At 60.2% G+C, this 14,740-nt stretch carries 15 protein-coding genes; 8 read left to right on the forward strand and 7 right to left on the reverse strand.

Features of this window, described 5'->3' with window-relative positions; genetic code table 11:
* Positions 1-81 precede the first annotated feature (81 nt).
* Entirely contained in the window at positions 82-1,794 is a 1,713-nt protein-coding gene (locus Q0O19_RS05865) for an alkaline phosphatase D family protein (RefSeq protein WP_295520900.1), read from the forward strand.
* 30 nt (positions 1,795-1,824) lie between these two features.
* Here Q0O19_RS05865 and Q0O19_RS05870 read toward each other — a convergent pair whose 3' ends face one another.
* The 4 genes from Q0O19_RS05870 to Q0O19_RS05885 are packed head-to-tail and all read right to left on the reverse strand — an operon-like array spanning position 1,825 to position 5,491.
* Positions 1,825-2,712 (reverse strand): alpha/beta hydrolase, encoded by an 888-nt coding sequence (locus tag Q0O19_RS05870; protein ID WP_295520902.1) that lies wholly within the window; start codon positions 2,710-2,712, stop codon positions 1,825-1,827.
* Positions 2,709-3,887, reverse strand: coding sequence for an MFS transporter (locus tag Q0O19_RS05875; protein WP_295520904.1), 1,179 nt, complete (start codon positions 3,885-3,887; stop codon positions 2,709-2,711). Before Q0O19_RS05875 ends, Q0O19_RS05870 begins: the two co-directional genes overlap by 4 nt.
* Before the next feature lie 3 nt (positions 3,888-3,890).
* Positions 3,891-4,988: a chorismate synthase gene (aroC, locus tag Q0O19_RS05880; RefSeq protein ID WP_295520907.1), complete on the reverse strand. Its 1,098-nt coding sequence runs from the start codon at positions 4,986-4,988 to the stop codon at positions 3,891-3,893.
* A 35-nt stretch (positions 4,989-5,023) separates the two neighbouring features.
* Positions 5,024-5,491: a CBS domain-containing protein gene (locus Q0O19_RS05885; protein ID WP_295520909.1), complete on the reverse strand. Its 468-nt coding sequence runs from the start codon at positions 5,489-5,491 to the stop codon at positions 5,024-5,026.
* A gap of 113 nt (positions 5,492-5,604) precedes the next feature.
* Between Q0O19_RS05885 and Q0O19_RS05890 the strand changes: the two genes are divergently transcribed.
* From Q0O19_RS05890 to Q0O19_RS05910, 5 genes are read left to right on the forward strand one after another with little or no spacing between them, the layout of a single operon-like run.
* Positions 5,605-6,900, forward strand: a complete 1,296-nt coding sequence (locus Q0O19_RS05890; RefSeq protein WP_295520911.1) for an O-acetylhomoserine aminocarboxypropyltransferase — start codon at positions 5,605-5,607, stop codon at positions 6,898-6,900.
* 5 nt (positions 6,901-6,905) lie between these two features.
* The gene (locus Q0O19_RS05895) at positions 6,906-7,325 is read left to right on the forward strand and encodes a GNAT family acetyltransferase (RefSeq protein WP_295520931.1); all 420 of its coding nucleotides are present in this window, start codon (positions 6,906-6,908) and stop codon (positions 7,323-7,325) included.
* A gap of 14 nt (positions 7,326-7,339) precedes the next feature.
* Complete coding sequence (locus tag Q0O19_RS05900; RefSeq protein WP_295520913.1) at positions 7,340-8,158, forward strand: alpha/beta hydrolase; 819 nt, start codon at positions 7,340-7,342, stop codon at positions 8,156-8,158.
* Positions 8,155-9,474 (forward strand): cytochrome P450, encoded by a 1,320-nt coding sequence (locus tag Q0O19_RS05905; RefSeq protein ID WP_295520915.1) that lies wholly within the window; start codon positions 8,155-8,157, stop codon positions 9,472-9,474. The genes Q0O19_RS05900 and Q0O19_RS05905 overlap by 4 nt, the downstream gene beginning before the upstream one ends.
* Before the next feature lie 17 nt (positions 9,475-9,491).
* The gene (locus Q0O19_RS05910) at positions 9,492-9,815 is read left to right on the forward strand and encodes a DUF962 domain-containing protein (RefSeq protein ID WP_295520917.1); all 324 of its coding nucleotides are present in this window, start codon (positions 9,492-9,494) and stop codon (positions 9,813-9,815) included.
* On the opposite strand, the gene Q0O19_RS05915 is transcribed toward Q0O19_RS05910, so the two are convergent.
* A complete protein-coding gene (locus tag Q0O19_RS05915) occupies positions 9,812-11,062 on the reverse strand; it encodes a YihY family inner membrane protein (protein ID WP_295520919.1) in 1,251 nt (416 codons plus the stop codon). The two genes, Q0O19_RS05910 and Q0O19_RS05915, sit on opposite strands and share 4 nt — an antisense overlap.
* 21 nt (positions 11,063-11,083) lie before the next feature.
* Here Q0O19_RS05915 and Q0O19_RS05920 point away from each other — a divergent pair, with 21 nt between their 5' ends.
* On the forward strand, positions 11,084-11,491 hold the full coding sequence (locus tag Q0O19_RS05920; protein WP_295520921.1) for a DUF2069 domain-containing protein: 408 nt from the start codon (positions 11,084-11,086) through the stop codon (positions 11,489-11,491).
* 5 nt (positions 11,492-11,496) lie between these two features.
* The gene (locus Q0O19_RS05925) at positions 11,497-12,921 is read left to right on the forward strand and encodes an FAD-binding oxidoreductase (RefSeq protein WP_295520923.1); all 1,425 of its coding nucleotides are present in this window, start codon (positions 11,497-11,499) and stop codon (positions 12,919-12,921) included.
* Positions 12,922-12,936: 15 nt separating this feature from the next.
* On the opposite strand, the gene Q0O19_RS05930 is transcribed toward Q0O19_RS05925, so the two are convergent.
* Positions 12,937-13,731, reverse strand: a complete 795-nt coding sequence (locus tag Q0O19_RS05930) for a peptidylprolyl isomerase (protein ID WP_295520925.1) — start codon at positions 13,729-13,731, stop codon at positions 12,937-12,939.
* Positions 13,732-13,794: 63 nt separating this feature from the next.
* The coding region (locus Q0O19_RS05935) for an MBG domain-containing protein (protein ID WP_295520927.1) at positions 13,795-14,740 on the reverse strand (946 nt) is incomplete at its 5' end.

Here is a 14,740-nt window from a genome sequence, read left to right on the forward strand (position 1 = left end):
ATTGCGCCCTGTCATCAAGGGTTCATTGAGCACCGTCAGAGTATTTACTGAATCTTTTTATCAACGCCATTGGAGCCGCGCATGTCGCACAACCCTTCTCGCCGTGAATTCATGATCAAAGTGGCCAGCGTCTCTGCCGCCATGACCGCTGGTGCCAGTCTTTCTGCTTGCGGCGGATCGTCCGCTCAACCTGAATTTCTTTACGGTGTGGCCAGTGGTGACCCTTTGGCGGACCGCGTGATCCTCTGGACCCATGCCAAGTTTCCTGGTTCGGACACTGCCGTTCCTTTGCAGTACCAAGTGGCCAGCGATGCCGCCTTCACCCAAATTGTGTCCCAAGGCGATATCGAAGCCAAACCCGATACAGGTTTTACAGCCAAGGCCGATGCCACGGGCTTGATGGCCGGCACCAACTATTTCTACCGCTTTGTATGCGGTACGGCCACATCCCCCGTTGGCCGCACCCGCACCCTGCCCACCACCGCCACCAGCCTGAAATTGGCCGTGATGAGCTGCACCAATTACCCTGCCGGTTTTTTCAACGTCTATGCAGAAGTATCAAAAAGCGACGCCGAATACGCCTTGCATCTGGGTGACTACATTTACGAATACGCTGCTACGGGTTATGCCTCTTCCTCAGCGGCCACTTTGGGCCGTGTTTCCGTTCCCAGCAATGAATTGTTGACGCTGGCCGATTACCGCACCCGCCACGCCCAATACAAAAGCGATCCGGACAGTAAAAACCTGCATGCCCTCAAGCCCATGATCGCGGTGTGGGACGACCATGAGACCGCCAACGACGCCTACAAAGACGGCGCTGAAAACCACACACCTGCTACTGAAGGCTCATGGGCCGCACGCCGCGCAGCAGGATTGCAGGCTTACCACGAATGGATGCCGATTCGCACAGGTGCTGACAGGGCCAAGATTTACCGCAGTTTCGACTTTGGCAAATTGGTCAGCCTGCACATGCTGGACACCCGCTTGATCGGCCGCGATCAGCAGATCGTCATCACCGACTTGCTCGGACTCAAGGGCGCCACAGCCCAAGGGGCCGCCTACAACGCCATCACTTCCCCCACACGTCAATTGCTTGGCAAAGACCAAATGGACTGGCTGACCACCCAAATGGCGACCAGCACAGCCACTTGGCAAGTGCTGGGTCAGCAAGTGCTGATGGCCCGCATGGAATTCCCAGGATCGACGTTGGCTGCGTTGAACGGCACCGATACATCCCCCGCTGCACAAGCTGCGGGCAACAAAGCAGTGACCGATTACATTGTGGCCAAGAACACGCCAGCAAGCTTTCGCACCGCTGCTCAAACTGAGCTGATGGACACCACCAAGAATCCCAAAGTGGGCTACAACCTGGACGGTTGGGATGGTTATCCAGTGACACGTGAGATCTTGCTTTCTACAGCTTTGCAGTTGAAAAAGAACTTGGTGGTGCTGGCGGGTGACACGCACAACGCTTGGCACAGCCATCTGACCTTGAAAGGTCTAATCCCTGGTGGTCTGCCGGCCGGGACCAAAGCGGGCGAAGAGTTTGCCACCAGCTCGGTGAGTTCGCCAGGTTTTGAAGGGTCCCTCTCGACCATTCCACCCGCTCAACTCAAAGCCATTTTTGAAGGTGTGGTGGATGATCTGAAGTGGATGGATTCTTCGCAGCGCGGTTACCTGCAAATGACTTTCACAGCCACCGAAGCCAAGGGCGAATGGTTCTTTGTGAACACCATCACCAACCGCACCTTCACCAGTACCTTGGGCAAAACGGTCACCATGAAGGCCGCTTGATTTACCGTCGCTGAAGTTGTGCTGCTGGCCTCAGGCATTGCCTGAGGCCAGCATTGCTTTGAGCTGCCGGTTAAAGACGGGAGCATCTTCAAACTGCACCCAGTGCCCCGCACCTTTCACGGTGTGCCAGAGGCCCCATTGCAGAGACAAGCTTTGCATGGCCAATTGCAACTCGGGCAATCGGCCACGGTACAAGGCATCGTGCTCGCCATAAATGGCGCTGACTTTGGCCTGCAACTGGGGTAAAGCTCGGGCCACAATGTCGGTCGATGACAGGCGTCTGCGGGTGACGCGGTCACGCCTCACGTTGGCCGTGTGCACCGCCAAGGCCAAATCGTCCAGACTGTCGGGCCGCTCCAGCATCAAGGCCATCAGGTTGTAACGGTGCACTTGCTCTTGTGCCTCGGGAGTGGGTAAATGCCGCCAGCCTTTGAGCGGGATGCGGTCGGTCACCGTCAAGCCCATGCCCGGCGCACCGACCAAGATCAGGTGTTGCGCATCTTGGGGGTGTGCGGCCAACCAGAGCGCCGCCGTCATGCCACCAAAGGAAAACCCCACCATGCTCACCGGCCCAGTGGGCTGCAGCTGCACCAAACCCGCGTGCAAATGATGAGGCATGTCATCGGTGTCCACACAACCTGCGGGCAAGTCCGAATCGCCAAAACCTGGCAAATCGGGCACCAAGACGCGCCAACCCGCATCGCGCAAGGGGGCAATGTTGCGCACCCAATGCGTCCAGCTGCCACTGCCACCGTGCAACAAAACCACCGTGGGTTGATGGGTTTCACCCCACACATGCCAAACCGTTTGAGCGCCCTCACACCAGGTGGTGCAGCGCTGCGCCCCGGCCAAAGCCGCGGCCAAATCAGGTGACAAGAAGCCAGGCAACACAGCCGGCGACAGGAGGGTCTGCGTCATACCAGCTCCTGGCGGGGGTGTTGCAGCCGCCAAACCCGATAAGCCGAGGCCGTGGCCACACAGGCGATGCCCACACTGACCACGAACACACTGGCCAAACCCCAACGTTCACTGATCACACCGCCCAGCAAAGCCCCCAGCACCCCCGGGAAACCATAAGCGATCACGGTGTAAAGCGCCTGACCACGCCCACGCAAACGCCCCGGAAAATGGTGCGACAGCAAGGCGATGCACACCGTGTGGTGTGTGGCAAAGGTGATGGCGTGCATGGCTTGCGCCAAGAGTAAGACCCACAGCATATCGGCCCAAGCCGCGGTCATGCCCATGCGCACCACCATCAATGCGGAACAAAGCACCAACCAAGCCGTCAAGGGCATGCGCGGCAACCAACGCGATTGGGTGAAAAACCAACCAATTTCCACCGCCACCGACACCGCCCACAGCACACCGATCATGGTTTTGCTGTAACCCAAAGCATCGAGGTACAGCGAGAAAAACACATAAATTCCGATGTGCGACAGCACATGGAAAAAAGTGGACGCCAAAAACCACTGCACGGGCTTTTGCCGCAGCACCGGCCACACGGACACATGCGCACCCGAATGGTGACTCGCTTCCTTGAGGTCTGGCAAGCACCACACGCTGACCAACACCGCGGCCAAACTGAGCACGGTCCAGCCCGGGAAATGCTTCAGGCCAAACGCCTCAAACCAAGCCCCCGCCAGAAACACCGTGACCAAAAACCCCATCGAGCCCCACAAGCGCACACGCCCGTAGCGCTTGGTGTCAAAAGCACCGCCTTGACTGACCAAATGGGCCATGGCCGCTTCGCTCATGGGCATCATGGCGCTGGTGTGGGCAAACATGACCAACAGCAACACACCCAAACCCACCGGACCCCAGTCAAAAAACAAGCCACAAGACACGACAAACGCCACCCCAGCCCCAATGCGCAGCAACTTCACACGCTCGCCCGTTCGGTCGCTCAAGGCGCCCCAGGCATAAGGCGCAAACAAACGCGTGGCCGCCTGCACGGCCGTCAGCACACTGATGGTCAGCAAACTCAAACCCATGTCTTTGAGCCACAGGGGCAAATAGGGGTTGAAAAAGCCGATGTGCGCAAAGTAACTGGCCGACAGCGCGGCAAACGGCAAAAGTTGCCGACGCGGTGTCATGCCTTAAGGCTTGCTGGCAGCAATGGGCGGCAAGTCGTGCGTCACATCGCCGCACTGAGCGCGGTGCTGCAAGGCATGCTCCATGACCACCAAGGCCAGCATGGCCTCGGCAATGGGTGTGGCGCGGATGCCCACACACGGATCGTGGCGGCCTTTGGTGATGACTTCGGTGGGCTGCCCTTGCGAGTCGATCGAGTCGCGGGCAATCAAGATCGAGCTCGTGGGCTTGATGGCCACCGACACCTCGATGTCTTGCCCCGTGCTGATGCCACCCAACACCCCACCCGCGTTGTTGCCCACAAAGCCTTTTGCCGTCAGAGCGTCACCAGCGGTGCTGCCTTTTTGGGTGACGCAGCCAAAGCCCGCGCCGATTTCAACACCTTTGACAGCGTTGATGCCCATCATCGCGTACGCAATGTCAGCGTCGATCTTGTCAAACAGCGGTTGCCCCAAGCCCACGGGCATGCCACGCGCCACCACGCGCAAACGCGCGCCGCACGAATCGCCGGATTTGCGCAGCGCGTTCATGTAGTCCTCGAGCGCCGACACGTCGGCCACAGGCGCAAAAAACGGGTTGTTGGGCACATGGTCCCAGCTCTCAAAACCAATGGGTACCTCGCCGATCTGGGTCATGCAGCCGACAAAGGTGGTGCCCCACTTTTCTTTGAGCCATTTTTTGGCCACCGCACCGGCCGCAACCATGGGCGCCGTCAAGCGGGCCGACGAACGGCCGCCGCCACGCGGATCGCGCAAGCCATATTTGCGCCAATAGGTGTAATCGGCATGCCCAGGCCGGAAGGTTTGCAGGATGTCACCGTAGTCCTTGCTGCGCTGGTCGGTGTTGTTGATCAGCAAGCAAATCGGGGTGCCGGTCGTCAGGCCTTGGTAAACGCCCGAGACGATCTGCACCGCATCGGGTTCGTTGCGCTGGGTGACAAATTTGCTGGTGCCGGGGCGGCGGCGGTCCAGGTCGGGCTGGATGTCGACCTCGCTGAGCGGCATGCCCGGAGGGCAGCCGTCGATCACGCAGCCAATGGCTGGGCCGTGGGATTCACCAAAGTTGGTGACCGCGAAGAGATTTCCAAAGGTATTGCCGCTCATGGCTGAGGATTATCCCAGAGCGGCGCAACCTCAGCTCAAAGCTTGACGTCCTCAGCCTCGGGCGCCGAGCCATCGGGCCAGTCGCGGATATAGGCCTTGAGCATCTTATTTTCGAAGTTTTGGCCATCCACCACCGCTTTGGCCACGTCATAAAAACTGATCACGCCCATCAACATGGCGCCCTCCATGACCGGCATGTAGCGGGCATGGTGCTCCAGCATCATGCGGCGCACGTCATCGATGTCGGTCTCACCCGTGCAGGTCATCGGCTGGCTGTCCATGGCATCGCTGACCAACGAGTCGCCGGCTTGCCCCCCGTTTTTGACAATTTGGAGAATCACCTCGCGGAAGGTCAACATGCCTGCCAACGCCCCCTTGGCCATCACCACCAGGGAACCCAGGTCTTTTTGGGCCATGTCGGTCATGGCGCGAACCAACAGTTCGTCCGTTTGCACCGTGAACAAGGTACCGCCTTTGACGCGGAGGATGTCGCTGACTTTCATGGTGTGTCTCCTGAGGGTCGTTCTGAATTGGATTGGATACCAATATAGCCCACAATGAATGCTGCATGTAGGCTATGAGCCGGTGCAAGCGCATTCTTTTCACGGAGTTACCCATGGCTGGTTACAGCGATCCCGGTTTTGACACTTTGGCCCTGCACGCGGGGGCAGCGCCTGACCCCAGCACGGGCGCGCGGGCGGTGCCGATCCACCTGACCACCTCCTTCGTCTTTGAATCGTCGGACCAAGCCGCCGCTCTCTTCAATCTGGAGCGCCCTGGCCATGTTTACAGCCGCATCAGCAACCCCACCAACGCGGTGCTGGAGCAGCGCATCTCGGCGCTCGAAGGCGGCATTGGGGCCATCACCACCGCCAGCGGCCAAGCCGCTTTGCACCTAGCCATTGCCACCCTCATGGGCGCGGGCTCGCACATCGTGGCTTCGTCGGCCCTTTATGGCGGCTCGCACAACCTGCTGCACTACACCCTGAGCCGCTTTGGCATCCGCACCACTTTTGTCCAACCCGGCGACCTGGACGCCTGGCGTGCCGCTGTGCAGCCAGACACGAAACTCTTTTTTGGGGAGACCGTGGGTAACCCCGGCATGGACGTGCTGGACATCGAAGCCGTCAGCGCCATTGCGCACGAAACGGGTGTGCCGCTGTTGGTGGATTCCACCCTCACCTCGCCCTGGCTGATCAAGCCTTTTGACCATGGGGCCGACCTCGTTTACCACTCGGCCACCAAATTTTTATCGGGCCACGGCACCGTGGTGGGCGGTGTGGTCGTGGACGGCGGCAGCTTTGACTGGGACAAGTCCGGCAAATTCGCCGAACTGAGCCAAGCCTACGCAGGTTTTCACAACATGGTGTTCAGCGAGGAAAGCACCGTGGGTGCCTTTTTGCTGCGGGCGCGGCGCGAGGGTTTGCGCGACTTTGGTGCTTGCATGAGCCCGCACACCGCATGGCTGATTTTGCAAGGCATCGAAACCCTGCCACTGCGCATGGCCCGCCACATGGAGAACACGGTCAAAGTGGTCGAATTTTTGGCCGCACACCCACTGGTCAGCCGTGTGGGTCACCCTCTGCTGGAAAGCCACCCTTCGCACGCGCTGGCGCAAAAGCTGCTGCCGCGCGGTGCCGGCTCGGTGTTCAGCTTCGACATCCGGGGCTCCCGTGCGCAAGGCCAGAAATTCATCGAAGCCCTCAAAGTCTTCAGCCACCTGGCCAATGTGGGTGACTGCCGCAGCCTGGTGATCCACCCGGCCAGCACCACGCACTTTCGCATGAGCGACGAGGCCCTGGCCGCCAGCGGCATCGGGCCCGGCACCATCCGCTTGTCGATTGGCCTGGAAGACCCTGCCGATTTGATGGACGACCTGAAAAAGGCCCTCAAGGCCGCGGAGAAGAATTGATGTCCATGCACATTCGCGCCTACCAAAATCCAGATGAAGCTGCCGTGGTCGCTTTGTGGCAATACTGTGATTTGACCCGCCCTTGGAACGATCCTTACAAAGACATTGCCCGCAAGCTGCAAGTGCGACCCGACCTTTTTTTGGTGGGTGAAGTCCATGGCCTGGTGATGGCCACTGCCATGTTCGGCTACGAAGGCCACCGAGGTTGGGTGAATTACCTGGCTGTAGCCCCTGAACACCAGCGCCAAGGTCATGCCAAGTCATTGATGCAACACGGTGAGTTGCTGCTGCTTGCCTCGGGCTGCCCCAAAATGAGCTTGCTGGTCCGCGCCGGCAACACCTCAGTGGTGTCCTTTTACCAGGCCCTGGGCTACCAAGAAGACGTCGTGGTTTGCCTAGGCAAACGGCTGATTCCAGACCATTGAGGGCAGGACCTCCTATGCACATCCCATTGCCTCTTCACAGCCTTTACGCCTACACCGGCGGCAAACAATTCAACCCTGCTCAGCCGACCGCGGTCTTTATCCACGGCGTGCTCAATGACCACAGCGTCTGGATTTTGCAAACCCGCTATTTGGCGCACCACGGCTGGAACGTGCTGGCGATTGACCTGCCCGGGCACTGCAAAAGCGAGGGCACCCCGCCCCCAAGCGTGGAGGAAGCGGCTGACACCGTCGTGGCTTTGCTCGATGCCCTGAACATCGACAAAGCCGTACTGATCGGCCACAGCTTTGGCTCGCTCATCGCACTCGAAGCCACCGCCCGCGACGCAGCCGCCCACCCGGGGCGTGTGCGCCACTTGGTGATGGTGGGCACGGCCTATCCGATGCGGGTGTCGCCCGCCTTGCTCGAGCTGTCGGTCAGCGCCCCATTCAAGGCCATCGACATGGTCAACAGTTTTTCACACTCGACCCTGGCCCCACCGCCCTCGGCCTTGGGCCCGGGCACCTGGCTGTATGGTGGCAGCAAAGCGCTGATGCGCCGCGTGCTGGCCAGCAACGTTCAGGTCAACTTGTTCCACGCCGGCTTCCAGGCCTGCGACGCCTACCGAGGCGCAGAAGCCGCCATGCCCCAAGTGACTTGCCCCACCCTGTTTGTGCTGGGCCAAGCCGACCAGATGACCCCGCCCAAAGCGGCACAAAGCCTGATCGACCTCTGTGCCAAGCCGACCGTGGTGAAGCTGCCTGCAGGCCATTCCCTGATGACCGAGGCACCCGAAGGCGTGTTGCAGGCGCTCAAGGATTTTCTCAAGCCATGAACGTCCCGATCACCCCACTCCTGTCGGCCGACAGGGCCCAAGAGATCGCCCAGTCACTCGACCTGCGGGCTTTGCCCGCCGACTTTCTGAACAACCCCTACCCGGTCTATGCCGCACTGCGCGCGTCCGATCCCTTCAAGCGCATGCCCGATGGCTCGTATTTCCTGACGCGCCACGCCGATCTGGTGGCGGTGTACCGCGACGCCAAGGTTTTCAGCTCCGACAAACAGGTCGAATTCGGTCCCAAATACAACCACACCCCTTTCAACGAGCCGCCCTTTGCCTCGCCCGGTGGCGTGGCACCGCTCTTTGAGCACCACACGAACAGCCTGGTGTTCAACGACCCGCCGCGGCACACCCGGGTGCGTCACCTCATCATGGGCGCCCTCACCCGCCGCGCCATTGAAGCCATGGAGCCCGGGCTGGTGCAACTGGTGGACAGCCTGCTGGACAAGATCGAGGCTCAAGGTGGTGGTGACCTGATCGAGGACTTTGCCTCAGCGATACCGGTGGAGATCATCGGCAACCTGCTCAATGTGCCCCACGCTGACCGAGCGCCTTTGCGCGCTTGGTCGCTGGCCATTTTGGGCGCGCTCGAGCCCGCCCTCACGCCAGAACAGGAAACACTGGGCAACCGCAGCGTGACCGAGTTTCTGGACTGCCTGCGCAAGCTGGTGGCCCACCGCCGACTTCACCCGGGCGATCCAGAACACGATGTGCTGACCCGTCTGATCCAGGGCGAGGTCAATGGCGAGGCCTTGAGCGAAGTCGAGTTGCTGCAAAACTGCGTGTTTTTGCTCAACGCCGGGCACGAAACCACCACCAACCTGATCGGCAATGCGCTCATCAGCCTTCAAGAATGGCCAGAGCAGCGCCTGAATCTCTTGGCCGACTTGAAGCAATCGAGCGATGAACAAGCCCAGGCCAGCGTGCTGGGCTTGGCGGTGGACGAGTTTTTGCGGTTTGAATCGTCCAACCAACTGGGCAACCGACGCGCCTTGCAGGCCACGCAGGTCAACGGTGTCGATCTGCCTGCCGGGGCCTTGCTCACGCTGTGCATTGGTGCGGCCAACCGCGACCCGGCGGTGTACGACAAGCCCGAACAGCTGGACCTGCGCCGCACCGGCAACAAACACCTGGCCTTTGGCTTTGGTGTGCACCAGTGCGCCGGTTTGAGCTTGGCGCGTCTGGAAGGCCGCATCGCCATTGGCCGCTTTTTGCAGCGCTTTCCCGATATCCAGCTGACGAAGACCCCGGTGCGTGGCGGCCGGGCGCGATTTCGCGGCTTTTTGCATGCGCCGTTTTCGATCCGATAACCCCCAGGAGGCAAGCCATGGACCCCAGCGAAACACCCGCGCCTCGGCACACCCACTTTGCCGAGTTCTACCCTTTTTACCTGAGTGAACACAGCCACCGCACCTGCCGGCGCATGCACTTTGTGGGCAGCACCTTGAGTCTGATGTGCTTGGCCATGTTGGCCATCACCGGCAAACCCCAGTACTTTGTCTATGCTTTGCTGTGCGGCTATGGCTGCGCCTGGATCGGCCACTTTGTGTTCGAAAAAAACAAACCTGCCAGCTTCAAACGCCCGCTTTACAGCTTCATGGGTGACTGGGTGATGTACCGCGACATGTGGCGCGGCCGGGTGAGCTTTTAAGCGCGTCCAGCCGGCAACAGCTGCAGCAAGCGGATCTGGTCCAAACCCGTTTGCAACCAAACCGGATCGCTTGCCCCCCCTCGCAACACCAGCAAGCGGTCGGCCAGGGGTGCCACCGTGGCCGCTGCAGGGTCCACCAGCAAGACCTGCCGGGCTTGGCCCAGGTCGCTTTGCTCGGTCAGGCGACCCACCCAATCCAGGCTTTGCAGCACCTCCAGCACTGGGCGCAACTCGCTCAATTCCACCCGCAAACGCGTCGCCAGTTCATCGGTGCTCAAGCCCCGCAGCTCCGACTGCTTGGCGGCATTCAACTCACCCAACACCTCCAGGGCCAGCCTGAAGGACCAGCCCGCACCGTCTGGCTTGCGCCAGCTTGGGCGGCCCAATTCGGGCAGGCTGGCGGCCAGCACTGCACCCAGCAACACCAGCAACCACGTCACGTAAATCCAGACCAACAAAATCGGCAGCGCCGCAAATGCGCCGTAAATCAGCGAATAGGTGGGCACCTGCAGCAGGTACAAGGCCATGAGTTTTTTGGCCAACTCCAGCGCCCCCGCCACGAACAAACCAGCTGTGATGGCATGCCGCCAACGAACACGGGTATAGGGCACATAAAAATACAAGCCACTCACACAGGCCGTGAGCAAAACAAACTCAAAACTGTCGAGCAACCAGCGGATGGAACCTGGCAAGACATCCACCACATCCCGCGAAGCGGTGACCACATAGGAGGTGATGGCCAGGCTCGCCCCCAAAAACAAAGGCCCCAAGGTGATGGACGACCAGTACAGCAAGACCCTTTGCGCCAAGGGTCGCTGCCGCTGCAAGCCCCAAATTTGCCCCAGGGTGCGCTCGATCGTGACCATCAAAAACACCGCCGACATCAACACCACCACCAAGCCGACCGAGCCCAAACGGCTAGCCTTGCGGGAAAACTGCGTCAGGTAGCTCAGCACCTGCCGGGCAATGCTCTCGGGCACCAGGCTTTCGATGAGCCAACGCTGGATCGTGTCCTGAAACTGGCCAAACACCGGGAACGCCGCAAACACGGCCAAAACCACCGCAAACAAAGGCACCAGGGCCAGCACGGTGGTGAAAGTCAGCGAACTGGCGCTCACGCCCAAGCGGGCATCGCGAAAGCGCTCGGCCAACACCCCGGCCATTTGACGCCATGGAAAAACCGACATTTCTTGCCACCAAAGCGCCGCGTGGGCACGCAAAGTGGTCTTGGACAGCGAAGAGTACATGCCCGGTATGATGCCATCGCTATGAGCACAAACAATGAAAACCAGCCCGCTGGCATCGACTTGATCCGCTGGACGGCCGTGTGCAGCCTGCTGGGCCTGATCCTTCTGGGCTTGGCCTGGGAACTTTGGTTGGCCCCCTTGCGGGCCGGTGGTTCTTGGTGGGCCATCAAGGTCTTGCCTTTGTGCATACCGCTGGCAGGCCTGCTCAAAAACCGCATGTACACCTACCGCTGGGTCAGCATGCTGGTCTGGCTCTACTTCACTGAAGGCGTGGTGCGGGCCTGGGGCGACGCTTGGCCGTCCAACGCGCTGGCAGGTGGCCAAACCCTGCTGTGCATCGTTTTGTTTGTGGCATGTGCGCTGCATGTCCGCATCCGCTTCAAAGCCGCCAAAGCCACGGGCAACTTTGTGTCCGTGCCCCGGGACTGAACACCATGACCATGACCTTGTTAGAACAATTGCGTCACATTTGTGGCCCTGCCAACGTGCTCACCCACGAGGACCCGGCCACCGACCTGAGCCCCTGGGAACAAGACTGGCGCAAACGCGTGACCGGCCGGGCCTTGGCCGTGGTGCGCCCGGGTGACACGGCGCAAGTGGTCGCCGTGGTCAAAACCTGCGCCGCACACCAGACCCCCATCGTGCCGCAAGGCGGCAACACCGGGTTGGTGGTGGGCGGTGTGCCGGACAGTTCCGGCACGCAAATTGTGCTGAGCATGACGCGCATGAACGCCGTGCGGGCCATCGACCCGGCCAACCTGACCATCACCGTCGAGGCCGGGTGCGTGTTGCAAAACCTGCAGGTTGCGGCAGACAAGGCTGGATTTTTGTTTCCCCTGAGTTTGGGCGCCGAAGGCAGCTGCACGATTGGCGGCAACCTAGGCACCAATGCGGGCGGCACACAGGTGGTGCGTTATGGCAACACCCGCGAACTGTGCCTGGGCCTGGAAGTGGTCACTGCTCAAGGCGAAATCTGGCACGGCCTGTCTGGCTTGCGCAAAGACAACACGGGGTATGACCTGCGCAACCTGATGATCGGCAGCGAAGGCACCTTGGGCATCATCACCGCCGCGACCATGAAGCTCTTTCCACAACCTGCGGCGCAGCTGACCGCCTGGGCCGCCGTGCCCAGCATGGAAGCCGCGGTGCAGCTGTTGGGTCTGGCCCACCAGCGTCTGGGCCCCGGCCTCACAGGCTTTGAAGTCATGGGTCAGTTTGCGCTGAGCCTGGTCGACAAACACTTCCCGCAGCTGCGTGTGCCGCTGTGGCAGGGCACCCCTTGGTGTGTGCTGCTGGAAAATTCAGACAGCGAAAGTGAAAGCCACGCCCGGGGACAGTTTGAATCCCTGCTTGAAGCCGCGCTGGAACAAGGCTGCGTGAGCGATGCGGTGGTGGCAGAAAACCTGACCCAGGCCAAAAGCCTGTGGCACATCCGCGAAAGCATCACGATGGCCCAAGCCCAAGAAGGCCTGAACATCAAGCACGACATCAGCATCCCGGTCTCGCGCATACCGGCTTTTGTGGCCGAGACCGATGCGCTGCTGGCCCAAAACGTGCCCGGCGTGCGCATGGTCGACTTTGGTCATCTCGGCGATGGCAACCTGCACTACAACGTGCAAGCCCCAGAAGGGGCAGATGGCTCGGTGTTTTTACGCGATTTCGAAGACCGGGTGAACACCTGGGTGTTTGACCAGGTCCAACGCTTTGGTGGCTCCATCAGCGCCGAACATGGCGTGGGCGAGCAAAAAGTGCACAAACTACCGATCTACAAAGACCCCACTGCCCTGGCCATGATGCGGGCGGTCAAGCAGGCACTGGACCCCCACAAGCTGCTCAACCCGGGGCGGGTGCTGGGCTAAACGACCCGCTCCAACTCATTTCACCATGGCCGCATCACTCAACTTCTTAATCAAGACACTGCGGCGGTTTTGGACCACGGCGGCTTGCAGCACATTTTTGCTCTCGTCAAAGCTGGGCACCTGGTAAGGGCGTTTGGCGGCCAGCTTGACCACATGCCAGTAAGGGCCAACCTGAATCGGCGCAGCGGACACGGCACCCGGGGACAGATTGACCACCACATTGGAGATGGCGGGCGCGATCTGGTCGGGCAAGAACCAACCGAGCTCACCGCCCTTGTCTTTGCTCGGGTCCATCGAGCGTGCCTTGGCCAAGCCATCAAACGCCTGGCCCGCACGCAGCGATGCCATCACCGAACGCGCGTCGGTCTCTGACGACAACACGATGGTCGAAATCTGGTACTGCTGCAAATCGCCCGTGTCCTTCAGTGCCTTGACCTGGCGCTCATACTCGGCCTTGAGCTCGGCTTCGATAATCGGGTTCTTGCTGAACTCGTCGTTCAGCAGCAACTCGATCATCAGGTTCTGGCGCATCGCCGTCAACGCGTCTTGGGTGGTGGGCAATTGGTCAAGGCCGCGCTTTTGCGCCTCTTGGCTCATCAACTCTCGCGCCACCAACTCTTGCTTGAGCGCGGCACGCAACTCGAGCGTGTCTTTTTGGCCCTGCGCCACTTGGGCCTGAACATGGCGGTCCACCCAGCGTGCAGTGATGGCAACGCCATTGACCACGGCCGCAGGGGCATCGGCGGCTGTGGCCATGCCTGTGGCAGACAACAACACCCCCAACAGCGCACCATTCAACAAAAATTTCATGCGATCACTCCGTAAAATCCATAACATTTTTGGCAAATTCCGTTCATCCGCGCGGTCCGTCGCTCAACGCAAATCGAACACAACACCTTCAAGATTGGCCATCACGATCGGCGTTTCTTTGCCTAAGGCCACCACAGCAGCGGCGAGGACCACATTCATCTCGTCTTTGGCCAGTTGTTTGGAGTCATCCGACGGCGCAACGATGACCAATCGGCCATTGACCAGACCGCCTGTGAACGTCACCGTCTTTCCCGAAGCGCTCGTCACCACAAACTCGGTCAACTTGGTCGAAAACACCACTTTGTCGGGTTCCTGACGAACCAGTGGTTTTGCAGCGGTGCGCAAGGACACTGTTTCTACGCCTTTCTCAAAGGCGACAGCAGATGTGGTGGACTCGTTGGCTTGCACGACCGTGATGGGAAAGAAACCCTTATCAGACGTGTCCGGCAGCTTCACCGAATTGATCGCGGGCACCCGGAAAGAAAGTCTTGCATTGCTGGCCAGAACCGGATTTTCTAAAACGACCTTCTGGGTCTCCGCTTCGCCCGAGGAAGCCGAAGCCACCTCCGTCGAAGACACCTGGGTTGACGATGACGTTGGTGTTTGTGTTGGTGTTGGTGCGGGCGTAGGATTGGGCGATGGCACAGGTGCAATCACCACCTGTGCAGGGTTGATCGTCAACACCCCATCGGCATAAGCCAAGGCATAGTTGGTGCTGTTCAGACCGGAAGGTGTGATGACATAGTTCGCGACGTTGATGGCGCCTTGCGAGGTGCCGATGTAAGTCAACGCACCACCCAGCTCAGCAGCCGTCTCGTTGTTCACAAAGCCGTTGTAGCTTACGCCATTGCCACCCGTGAAGGGCTGACCGTCATAGGTTTTGGTCGCGTTGTTGGCCGTCACCAACAAGGGTGCTGGCGTGATGCTGGCGGTCAAACCCCTGGGTTGAATGATCTTGTAGTTGACAGCATCTGCGCCTGTCAGGCTTAAGCCCGTCACCATCACGGCC

The organism is Limnohabitans sp. Rim8 (assembly GCF_945869175.1).
Classification (GTDB): domain Bacteria; phylum Pseudomonadota; class Gammaproteobacteria; order Burkholderiales; family Burkholderiaceae_C; genus Limnohabitans_A.

What these genes read in the sequence shown, in the direction of transcription:
- Q0O19_RS05865 (WP_295520900.1), top strand. Translation starts at nt 82, where the DNA reads ATGTCGCACAACCCTTCTCGCCGTGAATTCATGATCAAAGTGGCCAGC.
- Q0O19_RS05870 (WP_295520902.1), bottom strand. Translation starts at nt 2,712, where the DNA reads ATGACGCAGACCCTCCTGTCGCCGGCTGTGTTGCCTGGCTTCTTGTCA.
- Q0O19_RS05875 (WP_295520904.1), bottom strand. Translation starts at nt 3,887, where the DNA reads ATGACACCGCGTCGGCAACTTTTGCCGTTTGCCGCGCTGTCGGCCAGT.
- aroC (WP_295520907.1), bottom strand. Translation starts at nt 4,988, where the DNA reads ATGAGCGGCAATACCTTTGGAAATCTCTTCGCGGTCACCAACTTTGGT.
- Q0O19_RS05885 (WP_295520909.1), bottom strand. Translation starts at nt 5,491, where the DNA reads ATGAAAGTCAGCGACATCCTCCGCGTCAAAGGCGGTACCTTGTTCACG.
- Q0O19_RS05890 (WP_295520911.1), top strand. Translation starts at nt 5,605, where the DNA reads ATGGCTGGTTACAGCGATCCCGGTTTTGACACTTTGGCCCTGCACGCG.
- Q0O19_RS05895 (WP_295520931.1), top strand. Translation starts at nt 6,906, where the DNA reads ATGCACATTCGCGCCTACCAAAATCCAGATGAAGCTGCCGTGGTCGCT.
- Q0O19_RS05900 (WP_295520913.1), top strand. Translation starts at nt 7,340, where the DNA reads ATGCACATCCCATTGCCTCTTCACAGCCTTTACGCCTACACCGGCGGC.
- Q0O19_RS05905 (WP_295520915.1), top strand. Translation starts at nt 8,155, where the DNA reads ATGAACGTCCCGATCACCCCACTCCTGTCGGCCGACAGGGCCCAAGAG.
- Q0O19_RS05910 (WP_295520917.1), top strand. Translation starts at nt 9,492, where the DNA reads ATGGACCCCAGCGAAACACCCGCGCCTCGGCACACCCACTTTGCCGAG.
- Q0O19_RS05915 (WP_295520919.1), bottom strand. Translation starts at nt 11,062, where the DNA reads ATGTACTCTTCGCTGTCCAAGACCACTTTGCGTGCCCACGCGGCGCTT.
- Q0O19_RS05920 (WP_295520921.1), top strand. Translation starts at nt 11,084, where the DNA reads ATGAGCACAAACAATGAAAACCAGCCCGCTGGCATCGACTTGATCCGC.
- Q0O19_RS05925 (WP_295520923.1), top strand. Translation starts at nt 11,497, where the DNA reads ATGACCATGACCTTGTTAGAACAATTGCGTCACATTTGTGGCCCTGCC.
- Q0O19_RS05930 (WP_295520925.1), bottom strand. Translation starts at nt 13,731, where the DNA reads ATGAAATTTTTGTTGAATGGTGCGCTGTTGGGGGTGTTGTTGTCTGCC.